At 69.4% G+C, this 24,422-nt stretch carries 21 protein-coding genes; 8 read left to right on the top strand and 13 right to left on the bottom strand.

Annotation, left to right across the window (positions count from 1 at the left end):
• Positions 1-8 precede the first annotated feature (8 nt).
• The 4 genes from pstB to AABM56_RS00830 form a co-directional block, all read right to left on the bottom strand.
• Positions 9-836, bottom strand: coding sequence for a phosphate ABC transporter ATP-binding protein PstB (pstB, locus tag AABM56_RS00845; protein WP_133860362.1), 828 nt, complete (start codon positions 834-836; stop codon positions 9-11).
• A gap of 200 nt (positions 837-1,036) precedes the next feature.
• The gene (pstA, locus tag AABM56_RS00840; RefSeq protein WP_178083893.1) at positions 1,037-2,710 is read right to left on the bottom strand and encodes a phosphate ABC transporter permease PstA; all 1,674 of its coding nucleotides are present in this window, start codon (positions 2,708-2,710) and stop codon (positions 1,037-1,039) included.
• A 25-nt stretch (positions 2,711-2,735) separates the two neighbouring features.
• Positions 2,736-5,021 carry an ABC transporter permease subunit gene (locus AABM56_RS00835; RefSeq protein ID WP_178083883.1) on the bottom strand — a complete coding sequence of 762 codons (2,286 nt, stop codon included), beginning with the start codon at positions 5,019-5,021 and terminating at the stop codon, positions 2,736-2,738.
• 95 nt (positions 5,022-5,116) lie between these two features.
• Positions 5,117-6,088 (bottom strand): PstS family phosphate ABC transporter substrate-binding protein, encoded by a 972-nt coding sequence (locus AABM56_RS00830; RefSeq protein ID WP_133860360.1) that lies wholly within the window; start codon positions 6,086-6,088, stop codon positions 5,117-5,119.
• 425 nt (positions 6,089-6,513) lie between these two features.
• Here AABM56_RS00830 and AABM56_RS00825 point away from each other — a divergent pair, with 425 nt between their 5' ends.
• The 3 genes from AABM56_RS00825 (at position 6,514) to AABM56_RS00815 (ending at position 9,982) form a co-directional block, all read left to right on the top strand.
• The gene (locus AABM56_RS00825) at positions 6,514-7,821 is read left to right on the top strand and encodes an MFS transporter (protein ID WP_133860359.1); all 1,308 of its coding nucleotides are present in this window, start codon (positions 6,514-6,516) and stop codon (positions 7,819-7,821) included.
• 11 nt (positions 7,822-7,832) lie between these two features.
• Positions 7,833-9,014 (top strand): M20 aminoacylase family protein, encoded by a 1,182-nt coding sequence (locus AABM56_RS00820; protein ID WP_347883791.1) that lies wholly within the window; start codon positions 7,833-7,835, stop codon positions 9,012-9,014.
• Between the two features lie 101 nt (positions 9,015-9,115).
• Positions 9,116-9,982 (top strand): hypothetical protein, encoded by an 867-nt coding sequence (locus tag AABM56_RS00815; protein WP_133860357.1) that lies wholly within the window; start codon positions 9,116-9,118, stop codon positions 9,980-9,982.
• A 20-nt stretch (positions 9,983-10,002) separates the two neighbouring features.
• Here the strand turns inward: AABM56_RS00815 and AABM56_RS00810 are convergent, their stop codons facing one another.
• From AABM56_RS00810 to arnB, 9 genes are read right to left on the bottom strand one after another with little or no spacing between them, the layout of a single operon-like run.
• Positions 10,003-11,685, bottom strand: coding sequence for a glycosyltransferase family 39 protein (locus AABM56_RS00810; protein ID WP_133860356.1), 1,683 nt, complete (start codon positions 11,683-11,685; stop codon positions 10,003-10,005).
• The gene (locus AABM56_RS00805; protein WP_133860355.1) at positions 11,685-13,082 is read right to left on the bottom strand and encodes a UDP-glucose/GDP-mannose dehydrogenase family protein; all 1,398 of its coding nucleotides are present in this window, start codon (positions 13,080-13,082) and stop codon (positions 11,685-11,687) included. Before AABM56_RS00805 ends, AABM56_RS00810 begins: the two co-directional genes overlap by 1 nt.
• On the bottom strand, positions 13,079-13,480 hold the full coding sequence (arnF, locus tag AABM56_RS00800) for a 4-amino-4-deoxy-L-arabinose-phosphoundecaprenol flippase subunit ArnF (protein WP_017639274.1): 402 nt from the start codon (positions 13,478-13,480) through the stop codon (positions 13,079-13,081). Before arnF ends, AABM56_RS00805 begins: the two co-directional genes overlap by 4 nt.
• Positions 13,477-13,818, bottom strand: coding sequence for an EamA family transporter (locus AABM56_RS00795; RefSeq protein ID WP_133860354.1), 342 nt, complete (start codon positions 13,816-13,818; stop codon positions 13,477-13,479). Before AABM56_RS00795 ends, arnF begins: the two co-directional genes overlap by 4 nt.
• Positions 13,815-15,458: a lipid IV(A) 4-amino-4-deoxy-L-arabinosyltransferase gene (arnT, locus tag AABM56_RS00790; RefSeq protein WP_263259654.1), complete on the bottom strand. Its 1,644-nt coding sequence runs from the start codon at positions 15,456-15,458 to the stop codon at positions 13,815-13,817. Before arnT ends, AABM56_RS00795 begins: the two co-directional genes overlap by 4 nt.
• Positions 15,455-16,336: a 4-deoxy-4-formamido-L-arabinose-phosphoundecaprenol deformylase gene (arnD, locus tag AABM56_RS00785; protein WP_133860598.1), complete on the bottom strand. Its 882-nt coding sequence runs from the start codon at positions 16,334-16,336 to the stop codon at positions 15,455-15,457. The genes arnT and arnD overlap by 4 nt, the downstream gene beginning before the upstream one ends.
• Before the next feature lie 11 nt (positions 16,337-16,347).
• Complete coding sequence (gene arnA, locus AABM56_RS00780; RefSeq protein WP_347884140.1) at positions 16,348-18,330, bottom strand: bifunctional UDP-4-amino-4-deoxy-L-arabinose formyltransferase/UDP-glucuronic acid oxidase ArnA; 1,983 nt, start codon at positions 18,328-18,330, stop codon at positions 16,348-16,350.
• 11 nt (positions 18,331-18,341) lie between these two features.
• Entirely contained in the window at positions 18,342-19,331 is a 990-nt protein-coding gene (gene arnC / locus AABM56_RS00775; RefSeq protein WP_068384540.1) for an undecaprenyl-phosphate 4-deoxy-4-formamido-L-arabinose transferase, read from the bottom strand.
• Complete coding sequence (arnB, locus tag AABM56_RS00770) at positions 19,328-20,476, bottom strand: UDP-4-amino-4-deoxy-L-arabinose aminotransferase (RefSeq protein ID WP_263259660.1); 1,149 nt, start codon at positions 20,474-20,476, stop codon at positions 19,328-19,330. Before arnB ends, arnC begins: the two co-directional genes overlap by 4 nt.
• Before the next feature lie 300 nt (positions 20,477-20,776).
• Here arnB and AABM56_RS00765 point away from each other — a divergent pair, with 300 nt between their 5' ends.
• The 5 genes from AABM56_RS00765 to AABM56_RS00745 all read left to right on the top strand — a co-directional run bounded on the left by AABM56_RS00765 (position 20,777) and on the right by AABM56_RS00745 (position 24,386).
• Positions 20,777-21,052, top strand: coding sequence for a hypothetical protein (locus tag AABM56_RS00765; protein WP_133860353.1), 276 nt, complete (start codon positions 20,777-20,779; stop codon positions 21,050-21,052).
• Positions 21,049-21,333: a cell division protein ZapA gene (gene zapA, locus AABM56_RS00760; RefSeq protein ID WP_133860352.1), complete on the top strand. Its 285-nt coding sequence runs from the start codon at positions 21,049-21,051 to the stop codon at positions 21,331-21,333. The genes AABM56_RS00765 and zapA overlap by 4 nt, the downstream gene beginning before the upstream one ends.
• 374 nt (positions 21,334-21,707) lie before the next feature.
• Positions 21,708-22,259 (top strand): chorismate mutase, encoded by a 552-nt coding sequence (locus tag AABM56_RS00755; RefSeq protein ID WP_133860351.1) that lies wholly within the window; start codon positions 21,708-21,710, stop codon positions 22,257-22,259.
• A gap of 58 nt (positions 22,260-22,317) precedes the next feature.
• On the top strand, positions 22,318-22,995 hold the full coding sequence (locus tag AABM56_RS00750; RefSeq protein ID WP_133860350.1) for a response regulator transcription factor: 678 nt from the start codon (positions 22,318-22,320) through the stop codon (positions 22,993-22,995).
• Positions 22,992-24,386 (top strand): sensor histidine kinase, encoded by a 1,395-nt coding sequence (locus tag AABM56_RS00745; protein WP_133860349.1) that lies wholly within the window; start codon positions 22,992-22,994, stop codon positions 24,384-24,386. Before AABM56_RS00750 ends, AABM56_RS00745 begins: the two co-directional genes overlap by 4 nt.
• Positions 24,387-24,422 lie beyond the last annotated feature (36 nt).

Raw genomic sequence — 24,422 nt, 5'->3', positions numbered from 1 at the left:
GCCTGGAACTAGCCGTAGCGGCCGGTGATGTAGTCTTCGGTCTGCCGCTTTGCCGGATTGGTGAAGAGGGTGTCGGTGTCGCCGTGTTCGACCAGCTGGCCCATGTACATGAAGGCGGTGTAGTCGGACACCCGCGCCGCCTGCTGCATGTTGTGGGTGACGATGACGATGGTGTAGCGCTGTTTCAGTTCGTGGATCAGCTCTTCCACCTTGAGGGTGGAGATGGGGTCCAGCGCCGAGCAGGGTTCGTCGAGCAGCAGCACATCGGGCTGCACGGCGATGGTGCGGGCGATCACCAGGCGCTGCTGCTGGCCGCCGGAGAGCCCCAGGGCCGACTCGTGCAGGCGGTCCTTGACCTCTTCCCACAGCGCCGCGCCGTGCAGCGCCCACTCCACCGCCTCGTCGAGCACCCGCTTCTGCTTGATGCCCTGGATGCGCAGGCCGTAGACCACGTTCTCGTAGATGCTCTTGGGAAAGGGATTGGGCTTCTGGAACACCATGCCCACCCGCCGCCGCAACTCGGCGATCTCGGTGCCGCGGGCATAGATGTTCTGGCCGTCGAGCAGGATCTCGCCATCGATGCGGCAGTCTTCCACCAGGTCGTTCAGGCGATTGAAGCAGCGCAGCAGGGTCGACTTGCCGCAACCGCTGGGGCCGATGAAGGCGGTGACCCGCTGGCGCGGAATCTCCAGGGCGATGTCCTGCAAGACCTGCTTCTTGCCGTAGAACAGATTGAGCCGCGGCACCGACAGGGCCACGCCACCTTCGCTCGCCGCAGGCTGGGCGCTGGCCGCGTAGGCGGCGGCGGTTCTGAAGATGGAGGAATCGGAAGGCATGGGGTCTCCTCGGCCGCGGGCGCTAGTGTGGCGCTTCAGAAGTTCGCACGAGATTTGGCGAGTGATTTTTGGCGGTTCGGCGCTCCGATGGGGGCCAGGCGCCGCGACGAGTCATAGCAGGGCTATGGCGAGGAGTGGCAACGCCGTCCACGCCGAAAAAGCGTCGCCAAAATCGTGTAGTTAACTTCTGAAGGACCATACTATTCTTCCAGCAGCCGGTATTTTTCGCGCAGCCGGTTGCGCAGGAACACGGCGGACAGGTTCAGCCCGGCGATCACCAGCACCAGCAGCAGCGCGGTGGCATAGACCAGCGGGCGGGCGGCTTCCACGTTGGGGCTCTGGAAGCCGACGTCATAGATGTGGAAGCCCAGGTGCATGATCTTCTGATCCAGGTGCAGATAGGGGTAGTTGCCGTCCAGCGGCAGCGCGGGCGCCAGCTTGACCACCCCCACCAGCATCAGCGGCGCCACCTCGCCGGCGGCGCGGGCCACGGCGAGGATGAGCCCGGTCATCAGCGCCGGGCTGGCCAGCGGCAGCACCACCTTCCACAGCGTCTCGGCCTGGGTAGCGCCCAGCGCCAGGGAGCCCTCGCGAATGCTGCGGGGGATGCGCGCCAGGCCCTCTTCGGTGGCGACGATCACCACCGGCACGGCGAGGATCGCCAGGGTCAGCGAAGCCCACAGCAGCCCCGGGGTGCCAAAGGTCGGCGTCGGCAGGCTGGCCTGGAAGAACAGCTGGTCCAGGGAACCGCCGAGCACATAGACGAAGAAGCCCAGGCCGAAGACGCCATAGACGATGGCCGGCACCCCGGCGAGGTTGTTGACGGCGATGCGGATGGTGCGGGTCAGCGGACCCTGGCGGGCGTATTCGCGCAGGTAGATGGCGGCGATGACGCCGAAGGGGGTGACGATCACCGCCATCAGCAGGGTCATCATCACGGTGCCGAAGATGGCCGGGAAGACGCCACCCTCGGTGTTGGCCTCGCGCGGATCGGCGCTGAGAAATTCCCACAGCTTGCTGCCATAGAAGCCGAGCTTGGCACCCAGGCCCATGGCGTTGGGCTGGTAGGCGCGCACGATGCGCGCGAGATTGAGTTCCAGGGTGCGGCCCTCGACGTCGCGCAGCACCACGCTGTCACGGCGACGCTCCTGGCGTAGGCTGGCCAGCTGGTCCTCCAGCTCGCCGTAACGGGCTTCGAGCTCGGCGCGGCGGGCGGCGAGATCCGCCTGGGCGGTGGCGTCGAGACGGCCGTCCAGCTCCAGGCCGCGGCCCTCCAGGCGCAGCCGCTCCAGGGCGTAGTTGACGCTGCCGATGTCCTGTTTCTCCAGACGCTCCAGCTGCTCGCTCAGGTCGCGGGTGCGCAGCAGGCGACGCTGCAGTTCGGGCACCGCCGCGGCGCCCTTGGCCACCTGGCGCCCCTCTTCGCGCACCTCCAGTGCATAGCCGTAGAAGTTGCCCCATTCGCGGCGCTCCAGCACCAGGGCGTCGGTCGGGGTCTGGCGATCGCGCAGCCAGTCGCCGACCAGCCAGACGAAATCGCTGCCATAGAGGTCGCGATTGCCCAGCTTGAAGAGTTCGCGGGTCAGGGTTTCGCCGCTGTCCGGCGGCAGGGTCACCCCGGCGCTGCGCAGCCGCTCGGCCGGTATCGTCTCCTGCTCCACCACCTGGCCGAGCACCAGGCGCGATTCCAGGCCCGGCGGCGTGTAGCGCGCCTGTACCACCTCGGCCGGCCAGAAGTGCGCCAGGCCGCGCACGGCGAGGATGCCGATCAGGCCCAGGGTCATGAGCACGGCGATGGCCACGGCGCCGGCGCTGAGCCAGATCCCGGGCGCGCCGCCCCCCAGCCAGGCGCCCAGGGAGCGCCGCTGCCCGATGCCCCGCTGTTGCGGCGCGCCGGCGCTAGAGGGCCGCATATTTTTTCCTCAGCCGCTGGCGGATCAGTTCGGCCAGGGTGTTCATCAGGAAGGTGAAGCTGAGCAGTACCAGCGCGGCCAGGAACAGCAGCCGGTAATGGGTGCCGCCTACCTCGGATTCGGGCATCTCCACGGCGATGTTGGCCGCCAGGGTGCGCATGCCCTCGAACAGGTTGGCATCCATGATCGGGGTGTTGCCGGTGGCCATGAGCACGATCATGGTCTCGCCAACGGCGCGGCCCAGGCCGATCATCAGCGCCGAGAAGATCCCCGGACTGGCGGTGAGCAGCACCACCCGCACCAGGGTCTGCCAGGGGGTGGCGCCCAGCGCCAGGGAGCCCAGGGTCAGGCTGCGCGGCACGCTGTAGATGGCGTCTTCGGCGATGGAGAAGATGTTGGGGATGACGGCGAAGCCCATGGCCAGGCCGATGATCAGGGCGTTGCGCTGGTCGTAGGCGATGCCCAGGGTCTGGCTCAGCCAGAGGCGCAGGTCGCCGGCGAACAGCAGGGTTTCCAGCCAGGGACTGAGCCACAGCGCCAGGGCGGTGGTCAGCAGCACCACCGGCAACAGCAGCAGGCTTTCCCAGCCTTCCGGGATCCGCTCGCGCAGACTCAGCGGCAGGCGCGACCAGCCGAAACCCGCGGCGAGGATCGCCAGCGGCAGGAGCAGCAGCAGGCTGAACAGCCCCGGCAGGTGATTTTCCACGAAGGGCGCGAGGAACAGCCCGGCGAAGAAGCCGAGGATCACCGTGGGCAGCGCCTCCATCAGCTCGATGACCGGCTTGACCGTACGCCTCATGCGCGGCGCCATGAAGTAGGCGGTATAGACCGCCGCGGCGATGGCCAGGGGGGCGGCGAACAGCATGGCGTAGAAGGCCGCCTTGAGGGTGCCGAAGGTCAGCGGCGCCAGGCTCAGCTTGGGTTCGAAGTCCGCGGTGGCGGCGCTGGATTGCCAGACCCGCGCCGGGGCTTCGTAATTTTCGTACCAGACCTTGCCCCACAGCGCCGACCAGGAGACTTCCGGGTGCGGATTGTCCAGGCGGAAGCCGAGCAGCCGGCCATTTTCCTCCAGCAACAGCCGATCGGCGCGCGGCGACAGCGCCAGCACCCCGGCAGCGGGGGCGATCCGCTCGCGCAGCAGGGTACGCCCGGAGGTGCTGTGGAAGACCCCCAGTTCGCCTGCGGCATCCAGCGCCACGAAGCCCTTGCGCCGCTGCTCCGGCACCAGCTGGACGATGGGCGCGCTGCCCAGCTGGAAGCTGCGGATAGGCCTCAGCACCGGTTCGCCGTCCTGGCCGCGGACCATGAACCACTGGCCGATGCCACCCTTGGCGGTACCCACCAGCAGCGACACGCCGCCCAGCAGCTGGGCGCTGGCAGTGACCTCGTCGTCGGCCGCGTCGAGCAGCTTGTAGTGGCCATTGAGGCTGCCGTCGCGCAGGTCGAAGACATCCGCCTGGGCGCGGCCATTGAGGGCATAGAGCCAGCGACCGCGGGGATCGAGGTAGAGCGCCTTGGCCGCGGCGTTGAGCGGCCCGAGGGTGAGCGAGGTACGCACGGGAACGGCCGCGCCACCGGTCACCGGCGCGGCCAGGCCGGCCAGGCGCAGGGCCGTCACCCGATTGCCCTGGGCGCCGGCCAGCACCAGCAGGTCCTCGTCACCGGCGATGGCGACCCGCTCCAGGGCCGTACGAGCGGCGCCCAGGTCCAGCGGCTCGCGCCCGTAGGGAAAGTCCAGTTCCGGGGTGATGACCCGGGTGCCCTGGGGATAGCGGGAGACATAGCGCTTGTGCGCCACCAGCACGCGGCCATCGGACAGGCCCAGGGCGATCAGTCCGCGGGGGGCGTCCTGGGCCTGGCTGCTGATGGTGACACCGGGCGGCAGCGGCAGACGCTCGCGCATGACTGGCTGGCCGTCGGCCAGGGTGAAGAAGGTGGCCTCGCCGGCCCGGGAAAGATGCAGGCCGAGGCGATTCTGCTCGTCGATGCCCAGCAGCAGCGGCGCCCCGGCGGCCGCCAGCCAGTCGGGCTGGGGCAGCGGCTGGGCTTCCAGACTGGCGCCACGCAGCAGCGGCAGCACCACATAGGCCAGGTAGAAGAAGATCAGGGTGATGGTGGCCAGTACGGCCAGCCCACCGGCCAGCACCGAGCCCCGTATCAGACGATCCTGCAGGGCCCGCCAGCGCCGCCGCCGGCGTAGTGCAGGCGTGTTGAAGTCCAGCCGAGCAGGGCCGCGAGGATCGGGCGGGGACGGGGGTACCGGGGATATCATGGCGCAGAGCCTAATCACGTCGTGTGACAGAAAGGTTACAGCGAATGGGCGGCCAGAGACGCTACGCCCGGCGCGGGCGCAGGGTCTCTGGGCACTCAGTAGCCCAGGGTCTTCAGGGCCTGCTGCACCACCGCTGCCGGCAAGGGGATATAGCCATCCTTGACCACGGCCTCCTGGCCGCTGCGCGAGAGGATCAGCCGCAGGAATTCTCCTTCCAGGGGGTTGAGCGGGCGATTGGGCGCCTTGTTCACATAGACGTAGAGATAGCGCGCCAGGGGATAGCGCCCGGACAGGGTGTTCTCCTGGTTGTCCGCGACGAAGTCGGTGGTGCCCTGGCGGGCCAGCGCCAGGGTATGGACGCTGGCGGTCTGGTAGCCGATGCCGGAGTAACCGATGCCACCCAGGGACTGGCTGATGGCCTGGACCACCGAGGCCGAGCCCGGCTGTTCGTTGACGTTGGCGCGGAAGTCGCCACGGCACAGCGCCGCTTCCTTGAAGTAGCCGTAGGTGCCCGACACCGAATTGCGGCCGAAGCGCTGGATCGGGCGCTTAGCCCAGTCGCCGGTCAGGCCCAGGTCGCCCCAGGTCTTGAGTTCGTGCGGACCGCCGCAGAGCCGGGTGCTGGAAAAGATCGCGTCGACCTGTTCCAGGGTCAGCTGGCGCAGCGGATTGTCCTTGTTGACGAAGATCGCCAGGGCATCGATGGCCACCGGCACCGCGGTGGGCTGGTAGCCGAAACGCTGCTCGAAGGCCTGGAGTTCGGCGTCCTTCATCTTGCGACTCATGGGGCCGATGGCGGCGGTGCCCTCGGTGAGCGCCGGCGGTGCGGTGGACGAGCCGGCCGCCTGGATCTGGATATTGAGATTGGGATACTGGCGCTTGTAGCTCTCGGCCCAGAGCGTGACCAGGTTGGCCAGGGTGTCGGAGCCGACGCTCGACAGATTGCCGGAGATTCCGCTGACCTTCTGGTAGGCGGGGATGGCCGGGTCGACGCCCTCGGCCCGAGCGGTCGTACCACCTAGCGCCAGGGCGAGCGCCACAGCGGTCAGCGGACCTTTGATGTCCATGCCGGATTCCTCGCGAGGATGGGAGACGGGCCTGGGCCGGCGACGCTCAGGCGCAAGCCGGCACTCGAGGCTCTGTACGAAAGATCGCCGAGCGAAGGTCAGGCAAGGCGAAAATCAGTGAGGAAGCGGACCGGGCTCGCGAACGAGTTTACGAGGGGTAAATGAGCATTCCGAGCTGATTTTTAACGCAGCATCACCGAGCGCAGGCATTTTTCGTACAGAGCCTAGGCGCGCATTGTGACGGATTTATGAGCCAGCGCCAGCCGCCCCTGCAGGTTCGACTAGGCTGCAAGGGAGTCTGCGCTGCACCACCCTGGCGCAGACCTGGCCGCTGGCTCCGCCACGACCGCCCAGGCACGCGGCCTCCGCGGGCCGGACCACCATTTGCATAGCTAAGCATTCATCTCAGTGCAGAGGAACGCACCATGGCCCAGGCTCTTCCGACGTCCTCCTCCCCCGCCGACGCCACTCCCGCCAGCGCGGGCGCCACGCCCTCGCGCGCCAAGCTGATCGCCGCGGCCAGTCTCGGCAACGGCCTGGAGATGTTCGACTTCACCGTCTTCAGCTTTTTCGCCGCCATCATCGGCCAGCTCTACTTTCCTTCGGACACTCCCTATGGCTCGCTGCTGATGGCGGTCGGGGTGTTTGGCGTCGGCTTCGTCATGCGCCCGCTGGGCAGCATGGTGCTGGGCGCCTATGCCGATCGCCACGGGCGCAAGCAGGCGATGCTGCTGACCATCACCCTGATGGGCCTGGGCAGCGCCCTGATCGCCTTTACCCCGACCCATGCCCAGATCGGCCTTGCCGCGCCGCTGATCCTGCTCGTGGGGCGCCTGCTGCAGGGCTTTTCCGCCGGCGGCGAGATCGGCGCCGCCACCACTCTGCTGCTGGAGTCGGCCAGTCCCGGCCGGCGCGGCTTCCATGTCAGCTGGCAGGTGATCAGCCAGGGCGGCAGTGCCCTGCTCGGCGCCGCCCTGGGCGCCCTGCTCACCCGCAGCCTGTCCGAGGCCGAGCTGCACGCCTGGGGCTGGCGCATCCCCTTCCTGGTCGGCTTGCTGATCATTCCGGTCGGCCTCTATATCCGCCGCCAGGTGGACGAGACCTGGAGCGGCGCCGGCACGGTCGAGGGCGGTCCGGTGCGCGCCTTCCTGCGCGAGCATCCGCGGCGCTTCGGCCTGGGCCTGCTGATCGTGATGTCGGCGACCCTGCTGACCTACCTGATGCAGTTCTACATGCCCACCTACATGACCCGCATCGTCGGCCTGCCGGCCACCAGCGCCTACCTGGCCGGGGTGGCCTCCAGCGCCGTGCAGATGGCCGCCGCCCTGGCCGCCGGGCTGCTGCTGGATCGCTTCGGTCGCTACAAGCCGGTGGCCCTGGTCAGCCTGGCGGTGGCCCTGCTGGGCATCTACCCGGCCTTCGTCTGGCTGAATGACCCTACCACCCAGGGCCTGGCCTTCGCCGCCCGCTTCGTGGTGATCACCGCCATGAGCGTCAACATGACCGCCGGGCTGCTGCTGATCCTCGCCGGCCTGCCGCGGCCGGTGCGCGCCACGGGGCTGGCCATGACCTACGCCCTGGCGGTGACCCTGTTCGGCGGCACCGCCCAGTTCATCGCCACCTGGCTGATCGAGGCCACCGGCAGCCCGCTCGCCCCGGCCTGGTACCTGATCGTCATGCTGCTGATAGGATGGCTGGCACTGCTGAGCTATCCCGAACGCCACCTGGATTGAGAGAGATCGCCATGAGCCTTGCCACTGCTGCGGATCAAGACGCCACCGCCCGTCATATCGCCGGCTACCTGCCGGAAATGGTCGCCCTGCGCCGCGACATCCACCGCCATCCCGAACTGGGTTACCAGGAACAGCGCACCAGCGACCTGGTGGCCGCCGCCCTCGCGGGCTGGGGCTACGAAGTCCATCGCGGCCTGGGCGGCACCGGGGTGGTTGGCACCCTGCGCGCCGGCATCGGCAGCAAGGTGCTGGGCATCCGCGCCGACATGGACGCCCTGCCGATCCTGGAAACCACCGGGCTCGACTACGCCAGCCAGCACCCGGGCCGCATGCATGCCTGCGGTCACGACGGCCACACCACCACCCTGCTCACCGCCGCCCGCTGTCTGGCCGAGACCCGCGCCTTCGACGGCACCCTGCACCTGATCTTCCAGCCGGCCGAGGAAGGCCTGGGCGGCGCCCTGAAGATGATGCAGGACGGCCTCTTCGAGCTGTTCCCCTGCGACCAGGTGTTCGGCCTGCACAACATGCCCGGTGTGCCCACCGGCAAGTTCTGCTTCGTCGACGGCGCCGCCATGGCCTCGTCCGACACCGCCCTCCTGCGCATCCGCGGCCAGGGCGGCCACGGCGCGGTGCCGGACAAGGCCGTCGACCCCATCGTCGCCAGTGCGGCCACGGTGATGGCGCTGCAGACCGTGGTCTCGCGCAACGTGGCGCCGCTGGACACCGCGGTGATCACCGTGGGCAGCATCCACGGCGGCGAGGCCTCCAACGTCATCCCCGATGCGGTGGAGATGAAGCTCACCATCCGCGCCTTCCAGGACAGCACCCGCGACCTGCTGGAGCAGCGCATCGGCGCCCTGGTGCGCGCCCAGGCGGAAAGCTTCGGCGCCACGGCCGAACTGGACTACCAGCGCGGCTATCCGGTGCTGGTCAACCATGACAGCCCCACCGCCTTCGCCCGCCAGGTGGCGGTCGAGCACTTCGGCGCCGAGGCCCTGCATCCCTTCGCGCCCATCCCGGCCAGCGAGGACTTCGCCTACATGCTGCAGCAGGTGCCCGGTTGCTACCTGTTCGTCGGCAATGGCCCGAGCGCCAACCTGCACAACGCGGCCTACGACTTCAACGACGCCCTGCTGCCGGTCGGCGCGCGCTACTGGGTCAAGCTGACCGAGGCCTTCCTCACCGCCTGAGGCGCCGCCCCGCCGGCACCCTCACCCGGGGTGCCGGCGACGGAATCTTCACGCGCGGGCCGCTAGACTGCAGGGTCATCCCCCAAACTCGAGAGGTCGCCATGCGACGTGTTCCGCGCCTGGGCTGGCGCCAGGGTCTGGCGCTGGGCGTCGCCGTGCTGGCGGCGGGGTTCGCCTATCCAGCCTGGCGACATTTCCATCCGGTCAGTGCGGCCGAGGGCTGGCGCTATCGGGAATTCGCCGCCGACATCCCCATGGTCAGCGCCCTGGCACTGGATGCCGACGGCAGCCTGTTCGTGACCCAGGAATTCTCCAGTCGCCGCGGCAGCCTGCTGCGCCTGCTGCCCAGCGGCGCGCGCCAGCCGGTGCTGGGCGAGCTGTCCAAGCCCGATGGCCTGGTCATGTTCCAGGGCGGTCTGGTAGTCAGCCAGGAAGGCGGGCCGCTGCCGGTGTTTCTCCTGCGCGATGGCCAGCGCCAGGCCCTGTTCGACGGCAACGATGTCGAGGGCGTCGCCACCGATGGCCAGACCCTCTATGCCATCGAGGACCTGCCACGCGGTCGCCTGCTCAGCTACGACCCGCTGCAGCGCCACCTGGCGGTGCTGCGCGACGGCCTGGAAGAAGGCGAAGGGGTGGCGCGCTGCCCGGATGGCCGGCTGTTCTATACCGAGAAGGCCAAGGGCTGGGTCAAGCAGTGGCAACCCGGGGGTGCAGACACCCTGGTCGCCACTGGCCTCGACGCCCCCGGTTTCGTGCAGTGCTCGGCCGATGGCCTGTGGATCACCGAAGACGCCACCCACGGCGCCCGGGTGCTGCTGGTGCAGCCCGACGGTCGCCTGGTCACGGTGCTCTCGCACCTGCGCTCGGCGCAGACCCTGATCCCTCGTGGCGACGGTCATTACCTGGTCGCCGAGCAGGGGCGCAACCGCATCCTGGAGTTGTCGCGAGAAGCCGGAGCCGACCGCTAGGGCGAGCGGCTCCGGGTACCTCAGGGCAGGCGATACACCAGACAGGGATTGCCGTTGAGGCGGCGACCCAGCACCGGGGTGAGGTCGGCCAGCGGGGTGCCCGCCAGCAATTCACGGTCGTCACGGGCAAGGATGATCCAGGCGCCGGACGGCAGGTGCGCCAGGTCCGCGACCTGCGGCCGGGCGATGAAGATCGGCTGCTCGTCGTGGTCCAGATTCATCATGTAGCGGATCGCCCAGCTGTCCTGACCGAGGCCGAAGAACACCAGGGGGCCCGGCTGCTGCTGGCGCAGACCCTCCACCTGCTGGACGAAGCCGCGGGTGTCGTACTGCAGGTCCTGGGCCGGCTCTACCACCGTGACCAGCATCAGCCACTGGGCGGCCAGCGCCAGGGCGCTCAGCGTGAGCAGGCGGCGGTGGCCGTGCAGCCGGCGCCAGCTGACTAGGGCGGCGAGCTGCAGGGCGACGAAGACCGGTACCAGCAACGCCAGCGAGACATCCGGCCAGTAGCCATGGCGCTGCCAGAGGTGACGACAGACCAGCATGGCCACCAGGGCCAGTCCGGGCAGCGCCAGCACCAGCGCCGTGTAGAGCGGCGCGACCCGGCGGAACCAGCCCTCGGCGCGCAGGAGGCCATGGGCGGCGATGGCGGCCAGGAAGGGCACCATAGGCACCACATAGTAGGCGCGCTTGAAGTGCGGGATGGACAACCCGACCAGGATCAGCAGACCGCTCCCGGCGAGGCCCAGCAGCAGGCGGCGCTGGGCGGTGTGCGGCCAGGCCAGCAGACGACGGTGCTCGGCCAGCAGCACCAGCAGCGCCAGCGGCAGCACCGGCAGATAGCGATACAGCCCCAGCTGCAGATAGAACCAGAACGGCTTGCCGCTTTCGTCCAGCCGGCCAGTGACCTGCATGTGCCAGACCTCGGCGGCGAAGTCCGCCCCGCCCTCATGATGGGCCAGCTGGATCAGCGTCCACCAGCCGAGGGCGAGCAAGGCCAGACCGGCCAGGCCGTAGCCCAGCAGGCGCTGCACGGCGAGGGTGCGCCGCGCCGGCTCGCCCCAGGCGACCACCAGCCAGTAAAGGCAGACCACGCCACAGGGCTCGATCAGCCCCAGCGGGCCGCGGATGGCGAAGCCCAGGGCGAACAGCGGCAGCACCAGCAGACGGCGCAGCGGGCGGCCGTCGCGGTCGGCGCTATGGAGCAGGTAGAAGCAGAGCAGCACCACCAGGGCGACCAGCTGGTCCAGGCAGACCGCGCGAGCCTTTTCCAGCCATTGCGGGGTCAGGGCCACCAACAGCACCGTGAGCAGCGCCCAGGCGCGGCGGGTGTCGGCCAGCAGGCGATAGGTCAGCGCCAGCACCGCGGCCGAGGCCAGGGCGGTGGGCAGCACATTGGCCAAGTGATTGGGCGCGCCGATCACCCGCGCGGCCAGCCAGCTCAGCCAGGTGGCGGTGCCGGGATAGTCCGGATAGGGCTGGCCATAGGTGGTGGCGAAAAAGGACGGGCCATGGCGAAACATCTCGCCGAGGAAGACCGCCCAGCGACCGTCGAAGCCCTGGGGCGCCTGGTTCCAGATGCCGAGGGTGAACATCAGGGTGGCGACCACCCCGAGCAGCAGGCTTTCGCGGCGCAGGCGACTGGCCGCCGGCAGCGCGTAGAGGGGCGCGCTGCGTGGGGTCAGGGGCATGGGCGAGACCATCAGGCGGCATCCACGCGGCGGGCGACCTGGGGACCGCCCAGGGCGGCGCCACGCCCGATGGCGAAGTATTCGATGCCGCGGCGCTCCATGCGCTCGGGATCGAACAGGTTGCGACCGTCGAAGATCACCGGCTGGTTGAGCTGGCGGGCGATCAGATCGAAGTCCGGGGCCTTGAACTGCTGCCACTCGGTGCAGATGACCAGGGCATCGGCCCCGGCCAGGGCGGCTTCGGGGGTGCCCATCAGTGCCAGGCGCTCGTCATGGCCATAGAGGCGCTGGGCCTCGGCCATGGCCACCGGATCGAAGGCGCGCACCTTGGCGCCGGCCTCCCAGAGGGCCTCCATCAGCACCCGGCTGGGCGCATCGCGCATGTCGTCGGTGTTGGGTTTGAAGGCCAGCCCCCAGAGGGCGAAGGTGCGGCCGCGCAGGTCACCGTCGAAGTAGGTGTTGATGCGCTCGAACAGCTTGGTCTTCTGGCGCACGTTGATGGCTTCCACGGCGCGCAGCAGATCCAGCTCCACGGCGTTTTCCTCGCCGGTGCGGATCAGCGCCTGCAGGTCCTTGGGGAAGCAGGAGCCGCCGTAGCCGCAGCCCGGGTAGATGAAGTGGTGGCCGATGCGCGGATCGGCGCCGATGGCCTGGCGCACCGCCTCGATGTCGGCGCCGACGTGCTCGGCCAGTTCGGCGATCTGGTTGATGAAGCTGATCTTGACCGCCAAGAGGCTGTTGGCGGCGTACTTGGCCAGCTCGGCGCTGCGCAGGTCCATGCACTGGATGCGGTCATGGTTACGGTTGAAGGGCGCATAGAGTTCGCGCATCACGTCGCGGGCCACCGGCGAATCGGTGCCCACCACGATGCGATCGGGCTTCTTGCAGTCGGCGATGGCGGCGCCTTCCTTGAGGAATTCCGGATTGGAGACCACCTCCACGTGCAGGGTGCGACCCTCTTCGGCGAGCACCTCGTGGATCAGCGCGCGGACGCGGTCGCCGGTGCCCACCGGCACGGTGGACTTGTTCACCACCAGCAGCGGATCGCGGGACACCGGCTGGCCGATCAGCGGCTCGCGCCGCAGGCGGGCGATGGTCTCGGCCACGGCGAAGACGGCGGACAGATCGGCCGAGCCATCGGCGGCCGGCGGGGTGCCGACGGCGATGAACTGCACGGCGCCATGGGCCACGGCCTCGGCGGCCTCGTGGGTGAACACCAGGCGCCCGGCAGCCAGGTTGCTGCGCACCAGCTCTTCCAGACCCGGCTCATAGAGGGTCACCTCGCCGCGCTTGAGCTTGTCGATCTTGGCGCGATCGATGTCCATGCACACCACCTGGTGGCCGACTTCCGCCAGCACGGCGGCCTGCACCAGACCCACGTAGCCGATGCCGAAAACGCTGATGTTCATAGGGTATTCCTCAGGGTGGGAGCGGCGCTGGCGCGGGGCCCGCCGACGAGGGCGACGCCGGCCACGACCAGCGCGACGCCCAGGGTTTTCCAGGGGGTGAAGGATTCGGCGGCGCCCGGCAGCCAGGCCGCTCCGAGGTGGACGAAGACGTAGGAGAGGCCGAGCGCCGCATAGGCGCGACCCAGCGGCAGGCGCGCCAGGGCGGCCAGCCAGGCCAGCAGCGACAAGCCATAGCAGAGGATGCCCAGGGCCAGCAGCAGCCCGGCCGCGCCGAACAGCGCCGACGGCGTGCTCAACCACGTGGCCATCGCCGGCAGCCGCACCAGGGCGGCGCGCAGAGACAGTTGCGCGAGGGTGGTGAGCAGGATGCTCAGGCCAAGCGGCAACAGGCCGTTCATAGCTGGCCTCCCAGCAGGGCGGCGCCGGCGACGATGCACAGGCAGCCACACCAGGCGCGGGCATCCACCGCCTCGCCGAACACCAGGCGGGCCAGCAGGGTCACCGCCAGGGTGTTGAGCGAGAGCAAGGGATAGGCGACGCCCACCGGCACCCGCTGCAGCACCGCGCACCAGACCAGCAGGGCCAGGCCCAGGCAGACCAGGGCGCCCCACAGCCAGGGCGAGCGCAGTCGCGCGGCCAGGGCATTGCCGGCGGTCACCGCGCGCTTCTGGCCCAGTTGGCCGGCGCAGGTGAGGCCGATCACCACGGCGATCAGCAGGCCGTCGAGGGCGGTCATGGCGCCGGCCTCGGATAGACCAGCAGCACCAGGCGCTCGCTGGCGATGCTCTCGCCGGGCTCGGGCAGGCTGTCGAGCAGCTGGCGATCGCTGGGGCCGTCGACCCGCAAGAGGATGGCCACCGGACCCTGGTCGCGATGGGCGGCGAGCCAGGCGGCCAGGTCGCGCTCTTCGATCAGGCGACCGCTGGCCGGCTCGCGGGCGAAGCCGTACTTGAGCTCGCCCGGACCGCCCACCAGCACCACGTCGTCGCGGTGGGTGGCCCAGGCCAGGCTGGCGGCCACGCCGAGGTCGTTGCTGACCAGCAGGCCGGCATTCTTGAAATGACCGAGCTGGGCCTGGATGAAGCTGCTCGGCAGCTTGTTGTCGACCAGGCTGTTGGGCAGGGCGATGGACAGCAGCGGCAGCAGCACCCAGAGCGCCAGGGCCGGCGCCAGCAGGGTGCGCCGCGGCCAGACCAGTGTGGCCAGGCCGGCCAGCAGCAGTGCCAGGGGCGCCAGCAGGGCCAGGGCGCGGGTCAGGCCTTCGCCGCTATCGTAGAGGCGACCGCCATAGATCAGCAGGGCGGCAACGCCGGCCAGGCCCAGCAGCAGATTGCACAGGCCGTTCAGGCGCAGGGCGCCGGTGGCGTCGCGCCTGCCCGCCTCCAGCAGGGTGCGCGCCAGCAGCGGCACCAGGGCGGCCAGGGTCGGCAGCAGGTAGGTGGGCAGCTTGCCGCGGCTGAAGCTGAAGAACAGCAACTGGCCGACCACGGCGATGCCGAGGAAGGCGGTACCGGCATGGCGGCGCTCCTGCCAGGTCCGGCCCAGGGTACGCGGCAGCAGGCCGGCCCAGGGCAGGATGGCCAGCAGCAGCACCGGGCCATAGAACCAGAACGGCCGCTCGTGCTGGGCATCCTGGCCGGCGAAACGCTGGATGTGCTCGTGCCAGAAGAAGAAATTCCAGAAATCCGCGTCGCGCCGGGCCACCAGCAGCGCCCAGGGCGCTACCACCAGGATCGCCACCAGCACCGCCAGGGGGCCGCGGCGGAGCAACTCGCCCAGGCGCCGCTGCAGGAGGAAGAAGGGCACGGCCACCAGCACCGGCAGCACCAGGGCGAGAAAGCCCTTGGTCAGCAGGCCGCAGCCACAGGCCAGTCCCAGCAGCGCCCACTGGCCCAGGGCCGCGCTACGGGTTTCGGCGGCCTGGGCCTGCCAGAGGGCGAGCAGCGCCAACGCCATCCAGAAGGCGAATTGGGCGTCGAGGGTGACGTAGGTGGCCAGCCCCGCCACGGCCACGCAGGACAGATAGACCACCCCGGCGAGCAGCGCCAGCGGGCGGTCCTGCCAGATCAGCCGGGTCAGGCGCGCCACCAGGGCGGCGGTGGCGAGACTGGCCAGCAAGGGCACCAGGCGCACGCTCAGCAGCGAATCCCCGAGCCAGGCCTGGGCGATGGCCTGGGTCCAGTAGCCGCCGATGGGTTTCTCGAAATACGGCAGGCCGAGGAAGTGCGGCACCACCCAGTCGCCACGCCGCCAGAGTTCCTGGGCGATCTGCGCATAGCGCGACTCGTCCGGAATCCACAGGCCGCGCCAGGCCAGCGGCAAGGCATAGGCCAGCAGCGCCAGCGGCAGCAGCATCCACAGGCGCCGCCGACTCATGCCTGCACGCCCAGCCAGCCCTGGCGTCCGGCCAGGCTGCCACGCACCAGGTTGCCCGCGGGCAACTGGCGCGGATCGGCCGGCAGGCGGTCGCCCAGGGTCAGGAACAGGATGCCCTCCTCCCGCGCGGCCTTGAGCAGGGCGCGGAAATCCTCGGCGAAGGCGATGCCTTCCACCTCGGCGTGCAGGGTGTAGACGTTGAGCGCCCCCGGACGGAAGCGCTTGAGCAGATAGTTGTTCCAGTCACCGGCGGCCAGCTCCGGGCCGACCACCTCGTCGAAGGTCGGCATGTCCACCGGCACCTGGGGGGTGCCGTGGCCGCCGTTGCCCAGCCGCGGGCGGAACAGCGCACTGCCGCGGCAATCGCTGTTGTACCTGAGGCCGAAGGCTTCCTTGGCCAGCACCACCCGCGGATCGGCGCGCCAGCCGGCGGCGGCGGAGCAGTCCACCTTGCCACCGAGGATGTCTTCCAGGGCCTGCAGGCCACGGCCGAATTCGGCGCCCAGGCGCTCCAGGCTCCAGCTGCCGGTATGGGCCTGCCAGGCGTGGTGGTCCCAGGCGTGCAAGCCGACCTCATGGCCGCGGGCGCGGGTCTCGCGCATCAGGTGACCGAGGTCGCGCCCGATGGGGCGACCCGGCCAGGCGGTACCGGCCAAGAGGATGTCCCAGCCGTAGAGGCTGGCGGCCTTGGATCTGAGCATCTTCCACAGGAAGGTGGGCTTCACCAGGCGCCAGAGGTGGCGCCCCATGTTGTCCGGTCCGACGCTGAAGAAGAAGGTGGCCTTGACCCCGGCTTCGTCCAGCAGGTCGAGCAGCCGCGGTACCCCTTCGCGGGTGCCGCGATAGGTGTCCACGTCGATGCGCAGGCTGGCCGGGATCAGGGTGTTCATCAGGCCTCCCGCTGCGCCATGGCTTCGCGCAGGAAGAAGTCCAGCGTCTTGCCGACGGTGGCGGCCATGGCGGTGCTCGGCTGCCAGTCGATCAGGCGGCGGGCGTTCTCCACGCTGGGCTTGCGGTGGGCCACGTCCTGGTAGCCGTCGCCATAGAAGCTCTTGCTCTCCACCTCACGGAAGCCGGCGAAGGGCGGGAATTCATGGCGCAGCGGATGGGCCTCGAACTGGGCCAGCAGCTCTTCGGCCAGCTCGCGGATGCTCGCTTCGTTGTCCGGATTGCCGATGTTGATGATCTGGCCGTCGCAACGACCGCCCTGGTTCTCGATGATGCGGAACAGCGCCTCGATGCCGTCGTCGACGTCGGTGAAGCAGCGCTTCTGGGCGCCGCCGTCGACCAGCTTGATCGGGGTGCCTTCCACCAGGTTGAGGATCAGCTGGGTGATGGCGCGGGAGCTGCCGATGCGCGCCGAGTCCAGACGATCCAGACGCGGACCCATCCAGTTGAACGGGCGGAACAGGGTGAATCTCAGGCCCTTGGCGCCGTAGGCCCAGATGACCCGGTCGAGCAGCTGCTTGGAGACCGAGTAGATCCAGCGCTGCTTGTTGATCGGGCCGACCACCAGGTTGGAGCGGTCTTCGTCGAAGCGCTCGTCCTGGCACATGCCGTACACCTCGGAGGTGGACGGGAAGATCACGCGCTTTCCGTACTTCACGCAGTGGCGAACGATCTTGAGGTTTTCCTCGAAGTCCAGTTCGAACACGCGCAGCGGATTGCGGGTGTATTCGATGGGGGTGGCGATGGCCACCAGCGGCAGCACCACGTCGCACTTCTTGATGTGGTATTCCAGCCACTCGGTGTGGATGGAGATGTCGCCTTCCACATAGTGGAAATTCGGATCGGCCTTGAGCCGCTCGATGGCGTCGGAGCCGATGTCCAGGCCATAGACCTCGTACTCGCCGTCGGCCAGCAGGCGTTCGGAGAGGTGGTTGCCGATGAAGCCGTTGACGCCGAGGATCAGCACCCGGGTACGGCGCTTGGCGCGGCGATCCTGGCGGTGCAGGCGGGCACCGGCCACCAGGCCGGCTTCGCGGGCCAGTTGCGGACCGGACAGATAGAGGCCGTTGTCGCCCAGCTGGCCGGCCTGGATTTCCAGGACGCCTTCGCCACAGGCGATGCGCAGCGGCTCCAGGCTCAGCACGCTGCCGGGGGCCTGGTCATGGCTTTCCTGACGCGCCTGGGCGCTCCAGACGATCAGCTTGCGATCACCGATCCAGCCGAAGGCGCCCGGATAGGGTTGGGTCACGGCGCGCACCAGGTTGCCCAGCTCCACGGCCGGACGGCTCCACTCCAGCTCGCCATCGGCGGCGCTGCGGCGGCCAAAGGTGGTGGCCTGGCTCTCGTCCTGCTCGCGCTCGGTCAGGCGGCCTTCGGCCAGGGCCGGCAGGCTGTCGCGCAGGAGCGTCTGGCTGGCTTCGCGCAGCTTGGCGTGCAGGGTCAGGGCGGTGTCGTCGGCGGCGATGGCGACGCGCTGCTGGGCGACGATGGCGCCGGCGTCGGCGCGCTGGACCATGCGATGCAAGGTCACGCCGGTCTCGGTCTCGCCGTTGACCAGCACCCAGTTGGCCGGGGCGCGACCGCGATAGCGCGGCAGCAGCGAACCGTGCAGGTTGTAGGCGCCGCGCTTGGCGCAGGCCAGGACGTCGTTGGACAGCAGGTTGCGGTAGTAGAAGGAGAAGATGAAATCCGGCTCCAGGGCGCGGATGCGCTCGACCCAGATCGGGTGGTTGACGTCTTCCGGGGCATGCACCGGGATACCGTGGCGGGCGCAGAGCTGGGCCACCGAACCAAAGAAGCGGTTCTCGCTCGGGTCATCCGGGTGGGTGAAGACGGCGGCGATGGGATAGCCGGCCTGGATCAGCGCGGCGAGGCCGGCGCAGCCGATGTCGTGGTAGGCGAAGACGATGGCGGTTTTCATCAGGGGCTTTCCTGTTACTGGACCTGGCGCAGCGGCGCCGGCGAAGGAGAAAGGGTGGCGGCGCGGATCACTTGTTCCACGTGGAACCGGGGCCGGGCACGGACGTCGTGGTACACCCGGCCGAGGTACTCGCCGAGCAGACCGAGGCCGACGAACTGGGCGCCGGTAAAGATGAACAGCACGGCGAACAGCGAGAACACGCCATCGGCCGCCCACTCGGCGCCGTGGGTGACGCGCAGTACCAGCAGCAGCGCGGCGAAGAGGAAACCGAAGATGGCCAGGCCACCGCCGAACAGGCTGAGCATGCGCAGCGGGGTGGTGGTCATGCAGGTCAGCAGGTCGAACATCAGGTTGATCAGCTTGAGGAAGCCGTACTTGGAATCCCCGTGTTCGCGCTCGGCGTGGGCCACCTCGATCTCGGTGGTGTGGCGGGCGAAGCTGTTGGCCAGGATCGGGATGAAGGTGCTGCGCTCGTGGCAGGCCAGCATCGACTGCACCACCTGGCGGCGATAGGCGCGCAGCATGCAGCCGTAGTCGCGCATGGCGACGCCGGTGGAGCGCTGCACGGCGCGATTGATCAGCCGCGACGGCAGGGTGCGCAGATAGGAATCCTGGCGCTGCTGGCGCACGGTGCCGACTACGTCGTAGCCCTGGGCGGCGGTGTGCACCAGGCGCGGGATCTCTTCCGGCGGATTCTGCAGGTCGGCGTCCAGGGTGATGATCAGATCGCCACGGGCCTGTTCGAAGCCGGCGAGGATCGCCGAGTGCTGGCCATAGTTGCGATTGAGCAGCACTGCCACGACCGGGCTGTCCGGCTCGCTGGCGGCCTGCTGCAGCAGTTCGGCGCTGCGGTCGCGGCTGCCGTCGTCGACCAGGATGATCTCCACCTGGCAATCCAGCAGGCGGCAGGCGGCGCGGGTGCGGCGCAGCAGTTCCGGCAGGCTGGCTTCTTCGTTGTAGACGGGGATCACCACGGATACCCGGTCGATGGCATAGGGCTTCATGCGCCTTTCTCCAGCAGGTCTTCGATGGCGCCGACCACGCGGTCGACGTCGGCGAGGGTCATGTCGGGAAACAGCGGGATGGAGCACAGCCGGGCCGAATTCCATTCGCTGTTGGGCAGCGCCAGCTCCGGCCAGCGCTCGCGGTACCAGGGGTGCAGGTGGGTGGCGGTGAAATGGATGCCGGTGCCGATGCCCCGCGCCTTGAGGCCGCCCATGAAGGCTTCGCGCTCCATCCCGCACCGCTCGGGGCAGATGCGCAGGATGTAGAGGTGCCAGGCGTGGGTCTGGGCGTAGTCGGGCAGCGAAAGAGGGGCGACCGGCAGGTGCGCCAGGCGCTGGGTGTAGGCCTGGGCCAGCAGCCGGCGGCGGCTGTTGATGTCGCCCAGGCGATCCAGCTGTACCAGTGCCAGGGCGGCGTGGATGTCCGAGAGGTTGTACTTGAAGCCGGGCTCCTGCACCTGGGCCTGGGGCTTGCGGCCCAGGGCGTGACGGTCGAAGGCATCCACCGCCAGGCCGTGGAATTTCAAGCGGCGCACCCGCTCGGCCAGGGTGGCGTCGTCGGTCACCAGCATGCCGCCTTCGGCGCAGGTCAGATTCTTGATGGCGTGAAAGCTGAAGATGGCGGTGCCGCGCTGGCCGATGGACTCGCCCTGGTAGCGGGTGCCGGCGGCGTGGGCGGCGTCTTCGATCAAGGCCACGCCATGCTCGCGGGCCAGGGCGCGCAGCGGGGTCAGGTCACAGCTGGCGCCGGCGTAGTGCACCGGCACGATGGCCTTGGTGCGCGGGGTGATGGCGGCGGCCACCTGCTCGGCGGAGACCATCAGGGTGTCGCGGTCGACGTCGACGAACACCGGGGTGGCGCCGATCAGGGTGATCATGTTGGCGGTGGAGACCCAGGTCAGCGAGGGGGTGATCACCTCGTCGCCGGGGCCGATGTCCAGCGCCAGCAGGGTCACGTGCATGGCGGCCGTGGCCGAGCACAGGGCGACGGCGTGGGCGGCGCCCACCGAATCGGCGAAGCGCTCTTCCAGCAGGTTGGCCTGGGGCCCGGTGGTGATCCAGCCCGAGGTAAGCACCTTGCTCACCGCGGCTACTTCCTCGGCGCCGATGCTGGGCCGCGAGAACGGCAGGAAAGGCTCGTCCAGCTGACGCGGGGCGGTGCTCTGGGACAGATCGGTCATGGCGGCTCATCCGAAGCGAGGGGCGCCGGGACAGGACAGCCGACGCGGTGAGCCCAGGCTAAGGCGTCTTGCCTTACGGCCCCCTTAGCGCAACCTGACAACTGCCTGACAGCCGGTCAGCTCGCTGCCCACCCCCGTGAACCTCTTGGCAAAACAAGGGCTTAGCCTGTTACTAATGGGGTGCCGGTGGTCGGTGAGAGGCCTAGAATGCTGACCCCTGCCGCCTTGGCAGTCCCGAACCTGACACGAGAGACGACCGCGCCCATGCTGGACAACACCCTGAGCGAACTGGAAACCGCCATCCGCGGCCTGCTGCAGCACAACCAGCGCCTGACCGCCCGCACCCAGGAGCTGGAGCAGGCCCTGCTGGCCGCGCGCGAGGAAAACGACACCCTGCAACTGAGTCTGCTGGAGCAGGAAGAACACGGCGCCAGCACCCGCCAGCGCGTGGAAGGCCTGCTGGCCCTGCTCTCCGCTCAGTCCGTCGAGCAGGCGGTAGCCGCCGACGCCGAGCAGCGCCACGCGGCCAGCGTCGAGTGAAGACCGCCAACGCGGGCGACGAGGTGGAGGTGCTCGGTCGCCGCTACCGTTTCAAGGTGGCCGAAGGCGACCGCGCCGCCCTGCAACAGGCCGCCGCCCGCCTGCGCGACGAACTGGTCGCCATCCAGGGCGATCGCCGCCGCGGTGATGCCATCGAGCTGCTGGTGCTGGCCGCCCTGCGCCTGAGCCTGGACACCGCCGCCGACGCCGGCGCCCTGACCGCCCTCGACGCCCGCCTCCAGGCCCTGACCGCCGAGGTACGGGCGACGCAGGAGGCCTAGCCTCATCCACAGAGGCACGGCACCCGCGTGGAAAACGCTCCGCGGTTTTCCACCCTACGCCGGACGCTCGCTCCGCCCCCTCTCCCCCTGGGAGAGGGTTGGGGTGAGGGCACCCCTCCGGCCGAAGCCACCGGCATAGGCTCGACTCCGCCAGAACCTACCGCCTGCGGTCGATCCCGTAGCGTGGATGACGGCGCAGCCTCATCCACAGAGACACAGCACCCGAGTGGAAAACGCTCCGCGGTTTTCCACCCTACGCCGGACGCCCTCACCCCACTCCCTCATTCCCGTGCAACCGCCCTGCCCCGGCCAGCTTGACCACTCCGCGACCCCGTGCGAGCTTCGGGGCCCTTTCCCTGCCCTGGAGGTCCGTCATGTCGAGTGCTCGCTGGCTCTTCCTGCCGCTCTTGAGTATCGCCCTCGGCGCCCAGGCCGCGCCGGCGCCGCTGCCGGCCCTGCTGGACGCCATGGCCCAGCGCCTGACGCTGGCCGATCAGGTCGCCCGCAGCAAGCACGACAGCGGCAAGCCGGTGCTGGACGAAGTCCGCGAACGCCAGGTGCTGCAGGACGTCGCCCAGGCCGCGCCCGCCGCCAGCGTCTCACCGGCCACCGCCCAGACCTTTTTCGCCGCCCAGATGGAAGCCAACAAGCTGGTGCAATACGGCCTGCTGCAGGCCTGGCGGCGCAACGAACAGCCGCTGCCCGCCAGCACGACGGACCTAACGGCACTCAGGACCCAACTGAACGAACTCCAGGCCAGGCTGCTCGGCGGTCTCGCCGCCACCGGCGAATTGCGCGCCGCCGCGGATTGCCCGGCGCAGCTGGATCGCGCCCTCGCCGCCCATCTCGCCGCCGCACACCCCGATGCTCTCCACCGCCTGGCCCTGGTGCGGGCGCTGGGCGATTTCTGCACCCTGCCCCGCTGAGAGCGTGTGCATAATCGGCGGCACGGCGACCGAACCGCGTTGAATCCAAGGACTCCCCATGCACATCCTGCTCGTCGAAGATGACGCCACCCTGGCCGACGGTATCCGCCGCGTCCTGGAAGGCCATGGCATGCAGGTCGACCTCCTGCGCAACGGCGCCGAGGCCGACGCCTGGCTGCGCACCACCCGCTTCGCCGTGGTGGTGCTGGACATCGGCCTGCCCGGTGGCCTGGACGGCTTCGAGGTGGTCCGCCGCCTGCGCCAGCGTGGCAGCGACCAGCCGGTGCTGCTGCTCACCGCCCGCGACGCCATCGACGACCGGGTGCACGGCTTCGAGGTGGGCGCCGACGACTACCTGGTCAAGCCCTTCGCCGTGCCCGAGCTGGTGGCGCGGATCAAGGCACTGGTCCGTCGCGCCGGTGGCCAGAACAGCGCCGACCTCGCCCTCGGCGCCCTGCGCCTGGACACCGCCGCCCACCAGGCGCGCCTCGGCGACACCCCGCTGGATCTCTCGGCCCGCGAGTGGGCAGTGCTCGAACACCTGCTGCGCCAGGCCGGCAAGGTGGTCTCCAAGCAGCAGATCATCGACGCCCTGGCCCCCTGGGGCAGCGAGGACCTGACCCACAACGCCGTGGAGGTCTATGTCTCGCGGCTACGGTTGAAACTGGCCGACTCCGGGGTCGGCATCCGCACCGTGCGCGGCTTCGGCTATCGCCTGGAAGAAGCCGCGCCATGACCGCCACCGCGCCCAGCCTGCGCCGGCGGCTGCTGAAATGGCTGGTGCTGCCGGTGCTGCTGGTCAATCTCGGCGGCGCCGTGGTCAGCTACCAGTTCGCCCGCAAACCGGCCTTCAGCGCCCTGGACGGCGATCTCACCGATGCGGCGATCCTGCTGCTCGAACAGCTGGAAGTGGATGGCAACGGCCGCCTGTGGCTGCCGACGGAAGCCGACTACCTGCTGCGCCACAACAGCCACGACCACGTCTGGCTGGCGGTGCGCAGCCTCGACGGCCAGCTGCTGTTCGGCGATGCCGCCATGCCGGTCCAGGAGATCACCGACGAGATGCGCGACGGCCATACCACCGCCCTGCGCACCCGCATCAACGATCGCTCGGTATTCATGGTCGGCCGCCTGGGCGTGGTGGCCGGGCAACCGGTGGTGGCCAGCGTGGCCCAGACCCTGAGTCGCCACACCGCCGCCCTGCAGCGCATGGTGCTGACCCTGGTGGCGGTGCAGATCCTGGTCGCCCTGCTGATCGCCGCCCAGCTGCTCTGGGCGGTACGCCGGGGCCTCAAGCCCCTGGAACGGCTGGAGCGTCAGCTCGACAGCCGTCACTACGATGACCTGGCGCCGCTGCGCGAAGAGGGTGCGCCCCGCGAACTGGGCACCTTCGTCACCGCGCTCAACGGTCTCCTGCTGCGCATCCGCGAGGGCGCGCGCAACCAGCGCGCCTTTCTCGATGACATGGCGCACCAGTTGCGCACCCCGCTGGCCGGCATCAGCACCCTGACCCAGTGGCTGCGCCAGCGCCATGCCGGCGATGCCGAAAGCGCCGCGGCCCTGGCGCAGCTCCAGGCCGCCACCGAGCGCATGACCCGCCAGACCAACCAGTTGCTGACCCTGGCCCGCGCCGCCACCGCGCGGCTGGAAAGCCCGCCGCGCGAGCCCCTGCGGCTGGACGAACTGATCGGCGCAGCCATGCCCAGCCAGCTGTCCCAGGCCGATGGCCACGGCATCGACCTGGGCTACGAACTGGAGCCGCAGACCGTGCAGGGCAATGCCTTCCAGCTGCGCGACCTGCTCGACAACCTGGTCGACAACGCCCTCAGATACAGCCCGCGCGGCGGTCAGGTCACGGTGCGGCTGCGTGGCCAGGCCGGAGCCACGGTACTGGAGGTGGAAGACGACGGCCCGGGCATTCCCGAGGCGGAGCGCGAACGCATCTTCGAGCGCTTCTATCGCCTCGACAGCGGCATCCATGGCACCGGCCTGGGCCTGGCCATCGTCCGCGACATCGCCACCGCCCACGATGCCGGCATCGAACTGGCGACCGCGGCAGGTGGCCAGGGCCTGCGGGTGGCCATCCATTTCCCGCCCCTGGTCGTGCCGCCGGTGGAGCCTTCGTAGGTTGGGTGGAAAGCTACCCTCACCCCAACCCTCTCC

The sequence above is a fragment of the Pseudomonas aestiva genome, assembly GCF_039908605.1.
GTDB classification, from domain to species: domain Bacteria; phylum Pseudomonadota; class Gammaproteobacteria; order Pseudomonadales; family Pseudomonadaceae; genus Chryseomonas; species Chryseomonas aestiva.
The sequence above is the reverse complement of the archived record's forward strand: the minus strand, read 5'-3'. Positions and strand labels throughout refer to the sequence as shown.